Origin of the sequence: Dysgonomonas sp. HGC4, assembly GCF_001261715.1 — a bacterium.
GTDB lineage: Bacteria > Bacteroidota > Bacteroidia > Bacteroidales > Dysgonomonadaceae > Dysgonomonas_A.
In genome coordinates this window covers 1-4,787 of sequence record NZ_CVRU01000177.1, presented here as the reverse complement: position 1 = coordinate 4,787, position 4,787 = coordinate 1, and the positions used below count along the sequence as shown (strand labels likewise).

Genomic DNA, 4,787 nt, shown 5'->3' with positions numbered 1-4,787 from the left:
GTACTGTACATGTCACAAATCACAATTTCATCAAAGCCTTTTACCGATTCCAAGACCCTGTCTAAGAATTCTTCAGCATTATATGTATGTATTACAACCGAAATCTTCATCTTCAAAAAATGTAAATAATAGCAAATATATTGAATATATCTATCAAACGGATTATAATATGCAGTATATCCTTCAGCTTTTNTTATTTTGTATGATCCAATTGTAAAAATATAAAAAATTAGACACTCATTTTTAGAAGTCTAATACTTAAACATAGCTTCTATAATATTATGCTAAATAAAAAGCAGGCTCAACAAATATTAGATTTATATTACACTATATCTTCATAAAAGCACTACTTTTGTTTCCAGAATAGAAACAACTGAGACTGAGACATGCCAATACGTAATATCTTGATTATTCGCTTCAGACGAGTGGGTGATGCAACCTTGTCGTCTGCATTATGCACATCTTTGCATAAGTCCTTCCCCGATTCTGAGATACATATGGTTTTGAATGAAAACATAGCTCCATTATTTGATCATCACCCCGATATTCATAAAATAATTACATTCAGCGATGATGAAGCATCTAATCTTAGGCTATACATACCAAAGGTCATATCCATAATAAAAAAAGGGCAATATGATATTATTATAGACGAACGATCTACAATTAAAACTCTTTTCTTTTCCTTATTTTCTATAAGAACGAAATATAGAATAGGACGTAAAAAGTCATATAACAAATTCATTCATAATTATAGAGTTGACAACTTCCCTAATGGAACAAGAGACAATATCAGCCTAAATTTCGAATTATTAGCACCTCTTGAAGCAGACCATACAATATCTAAGGATCCTATATTTCGTTTATTCGTTACTCAAGAAGAAAAAAATGCCTTTCGAAAATATATGGAATCCGCAGGAGTAGACTTTTCTAGACCTGTAATTATATGTACAGTTACTGCGAGAGCAGAATTTAAAGCATGGGATAAGTCGAAAATGAAAATTGTTCTCCAAAATATATTAGATAAATATAAAGATACACAGCTAATCTTTAATTATGGAGGAGAGAAAGAGAAAGAAGCTGCTATGAACATGTATGAAGCGCTAAATAGAGATCCACGTATATTTATAAATGTAGAGGCTAAAAACCTAAGAGATCTCCTTGCAATGCTTGCTAATTCAGATTTTCTCTTCGGCAATGAAGGCGGTCCACGACATATTTCTCAAGCATTAGACATACCATCATTTGCAATCTTTTTACCCAATGTCCGAAAAATAGAATGGCTTCCTAATGCATCTGAAAAATACCAAGGGATTGAACTTGCTGACATTAATATTGAAGCCGCAAATAATCCGAATCTATTATTTGAAGAAAAGCGTAAACTTATTGATGAAAAATCAGTTTGGGAAAAACTAGATAATATGCTGAAAATCTATTTACCTGAAAGTAAAAACCAGCCTACTCATTAAGAAGGTCATTAAAAAGCTTAGTCCATTTAGGCATAATGTTCTCCTCGCTAAATCTTAATACATTTTGTCGGGCTTGCTTTCCCATCTTTGTTCTTAAATCAGAATCTTTCATCAAAGAGGCTAGCTTTTCCTCAAAAGCTTTATAATCTTTTGTGTCCACAATAAACCCATCCTCTCCATTCCTTATTATATCTCTCGGGCCACACTTGCAAGCAAAAGCAACAGCAGGAAGTCCGCACGCCATTGCCTCCATCAAGGCTAATCCTTGCCCTTCGTAACGAGAAGTCATAGCAAATATCGAACTCTCAACAAGCTTTAGAGCTATCTCTTTTGTAGGCGTATTTAGCTCTATACACTTTTCAAGTTCCAACTGTTGTATCTGCCTTTCTAATTTAGCTTTCTTTTTTCCAGATCCATATATTGATAATATCCAATCAGGATGCTGTTTATGTATTTGAGCCCAAATACTAATTAATAAATCAAAGCCCTTTTGGTAAGTATAACGCCCTATAGCTATAACTCTTTTAGATTCATTACTGGAATAATCCTCTGGAATAAAAGATATCGGATTAGGAATTACAGAGATATTTGATAAATTCTGCCAAGAATCTTTATCTTCCTCCGTCAATACCACAAATCTGTCATACATTCTAGCTACTTTAGTTCGCTTATAACTATATATATTAGTTATAAAACGTCCTACACAATATTTGTCTAAAGCCGCCAACTCAAACTTACGCTTATACTTAGTAAAATGTAACTCCAGAACCTTCTTACTTCCATCATTTACTTCATATAAGTATTTAGTAATACCTAAGCCTGTAGATATTGAAATATCAGGCTTAATAAGCGCCAAGCATGCTGATAGTTTTTTTAAATATAGCTCTTTATACTCTTCTGTATCATTAGGAATACCTAATTTATAAATTTTTATTTTAGGATCAAAATAGAAAAAGGGTTCTGCATTATCCTCTCCTAATGTAATAATAAACACCTCAAAACCTTGTGCAACAAGGTAATTCGATTTCTTAGCAAGAACTCGTTCCATTCCTGCAGAGTTTGTATAGGCATGCACCACATATGCTATTTTCATTTTCTTAATATAATAAAGGTTATACACTTAATAGAATTGATGCCATAATATTTAAATATCTTTCTCCCTTTTTTAGAATTCTATACATTTAATCAATTCAAATAGAGTATTTAGCAAGTAATGGTTTCCAAAAATTCTCAACTTTAGGTTTATCGTATCCATGACAGGCAAACGGAACATTACCTCCATTCAACTCCATTGCAATTTCAGGTTTCCGATCAATAGCAAAAGAAACAGCTTCTTTATAGTCTGGAATCGAAAATGAAGAATCCAATAAAGGTGCCTTCATAGACCAAAATACGTCTTCTACATGATAAATTGAATTTTTATCCTTTAAGTACTCCTCAATTACTTCACTATAATTCTTAGCTATAGAAAAATGAAGCTGAACTTTCCTCAAAGAAAAACCTCCATTACCAACTTTAAACAAATGCTCCCAATTACGAGCTCTTTTCCCTTTTAAACGTCTAATCACATTATTAATTTTACGCAAAGAAATATTATAAAATGAATTAGAAGATCCAATCCAAGGAGCACCTATATAATCATAATTCTTATCACACCAGAACAATAATTCATCTCGAAATACAAAAGCATCTGTTTGGCAGATTAGAATATATTTTGTATTAGAAAATCGAGAATAAAATGAAGAGGATAGCATTAAGCTATTATAGCCTTCAATCCCTTGAAAATAAATACCGTCAAAACGTTCAATCTCTATTTTATTAGTCGAAAAATTTAAAAGAAGCTTTGATATATCCAAATCCACAGGACAAATAAACACAATAATATATTTATGCAGCATATTTAAATTATGCTGTAAAATCTTTATATACAAAGAAGGCAGGTCCACTTTATAAATAGGAATAACCACTTTAACTAAATCCATTAGTCGATAGATTAAATTATAATTTAGAGAATATCATACTCTGCAATAACACCCTAATATTACTTCACATGAAGCGACCAAAGCAACAGAAGCATCACTTAAATAATCTACTAAAGTAGTATAAATAAAGTAATAATAAACCCTATTTCTCTACAGAACATTATACAACTAAATACTAAATGACTTCTTGCTTTAAAGTTAGAAGAAAAATAGAAATAGCCAAAGTATGTTTATATAATACATAACAATAAAAAAAAGAGATGTTTATTATCATCTCTTTTTTATATCTTAAAACAATGTCAAACAAAAGATAGATTCTACAGAGGATCAACCTTACGTGAATAACATCACTAAATTGTATAATTAAGAAAAAAAATTACACTCCCTTAATTATGCAATTATATCTTAGACAAAATAGCTATTTCAATAGCTGCACCAAGTTTCGAAAGAAGAAATTTCATCATTCCAACTTCCACCTAATCCCAATATACCTGTATGATAATTACTGAAACTCTCTGCTCTAGCATATCCTCCTTTTTGCACCCAGAAAGATAATGAAGATGACCTAAAGCCTGCATCTTTAAAAAATGTTACATGATAAGTAGAATAACCAAATGATGAAGATGTTCCCATTTTAAAAGTAGTAGCTTTATCATTAAAGTCTTTCCCTACCCAATCAACTTTAACACTTCCTGTTACAGAATAAGTGTTACCTCTAAAATCCTTATCTGCATACAAAGTTAAATATGACGAAGTATCTCCAGCTCTTAGACTATTGGGATTTTCTATTGGCTTAAAATGCGCTTGCAAATCAGTAAAATTATCAAAATATTCAATATGATCATTTTGGTGTATGTAGGTCGCCAAAGTAGGAATGCTTTGTAGACTTTGGTAAAGATTATTTACTATTTCATCTTTCAAAATAATAGAGGAATCAGATGATATAGTATAAACCGAAGAATAAGGTATACCCTTATAAGTAAAATTTAACAGCGGTAAATTTAAATTTTCAGTAGCATCATGTGCTTTTAGATCATCAACACCTTCTTTTTCACAAGCTACAAAGAATAAACATAAACCGATAAGAGAAAATAGTAATGTAAGTTTCTTCATGTTCTTTATATTAATTATTGAGCTCGAATATAATACTAAACAACAAAAATCAATATAATAATAATATCCTTTTTATATCACAAACGCATGAAATAAACAAAACATATTTATATACTTCAGAGAATATCTTATTATTCTAAATAATCAAGAGCTATGCTTTCTCTGTACTTAACTATCTTCCTGTTTCTATTTTGTATTGAATGTATGTTTAAAAACAAAAAAA

General features: G+C 30.7%; 4 protein-coding genes and 1 pseudogene. 1 reads left to right on the top strand and 4 read right to left on the bottom strand.

The features are described from left to right. A pseudogene (locus HGC4_RS19135) lies at positions 1-116 on the bottom strand (glycosyltransferase family 2 protein); the annotation flags it as partial. A 270-nt stretch (positions 117-386) separates the two neighbouring features. Here HGC4_RS19135 and HGC4_RS16835 point away from each other — a divergent pair. After that, positions 387-1,469: a glycosyltransferase family 9 protein gene (locus tag HGC4_RS16835; RefSeq protein WP_050711302.1), complete on the top strand. Its 1,083-nt coding sequence runs from the start codon at positions 387-389 to the stop codon at positions 1,467-1,469. Here the strand turns inward: HGC4_RS16835 and HGC4_RS16830 are convergent. From HGC4_RS16830 to HGC4_RS16820, 3 genes are all read right to left on the bottom strand, one after another. After that, on the bottom strand, positions 1,459-2,562 hold the full coding sequence (locus tag HGC4_RS16830; RefSeq protein ID WP_050711301.1) for a glycosyltransferase family 4 protein: 1,104 nt from the start codon (positions 2,560-2,562) through the stop codon (positions 1,459-1,461). The two genes, HGC4_RS16835 and HGC4_RS16830, sit on opposite strands and share 11 nt — an antisense overlap. A gap of 97 nt (positions 2,563-2,659) precedes the next feature. Beyond that, positions 2,660-3,451, bottom strand: coding sequence for a DUF5672 family protein (locus HGC4_RS16825; RefSeq protein ID WP_050711300.1), 792 nt, complete (start codon positions 3,449-3,451; stop codon positions 2,660-2,662). Between the two features lie 423 nt (positions 3,452-3,874). Continuing rightward, complete coding sequence (locus tag HGC4_RS16820; RefSeq protein ID WP_050711299.1) at positions 3,875-4,564, bottom strand: hypothetical protein; 690 nt, start codon at positions 4,562-4,564, stop codon at positions 3,875-3,877. Positions 4,565-4,787 lie beyond the last annotated feature (223 nt).

Bases quoted from the DNA above. Each gene is read 5' to 3' on its own strand.
- HGC4_RS16820 (WP_050711299.1), bottom strand. From the start codon at position 4,564: ATGAAGAAACTTACATTACTATTTTCTCTTATCGGTTTATGTTTATTC.
- HGC4_RS16835 (WP_050711302.1), top strand. From the start codon at position 387: ATGCCAATACGTAATATCTTGATTATTCGCTTCAGACGAGTGGGTGAT.
- HGC4_RS16825 (WP_050711300.1), bottom strand. From the start codon at position 3,451: ATGGATTTAGTTAAAGTGGTTATTCCTATTTATAAAGTGGACCTGCCT.
- HGC4_RS16830 (WP_050711301.1), bottom strand. From the start codon at position 2,562: ATGAAAATAGCATATGTGGTGCATGCCTATACAAACTCTGCAGGAATG.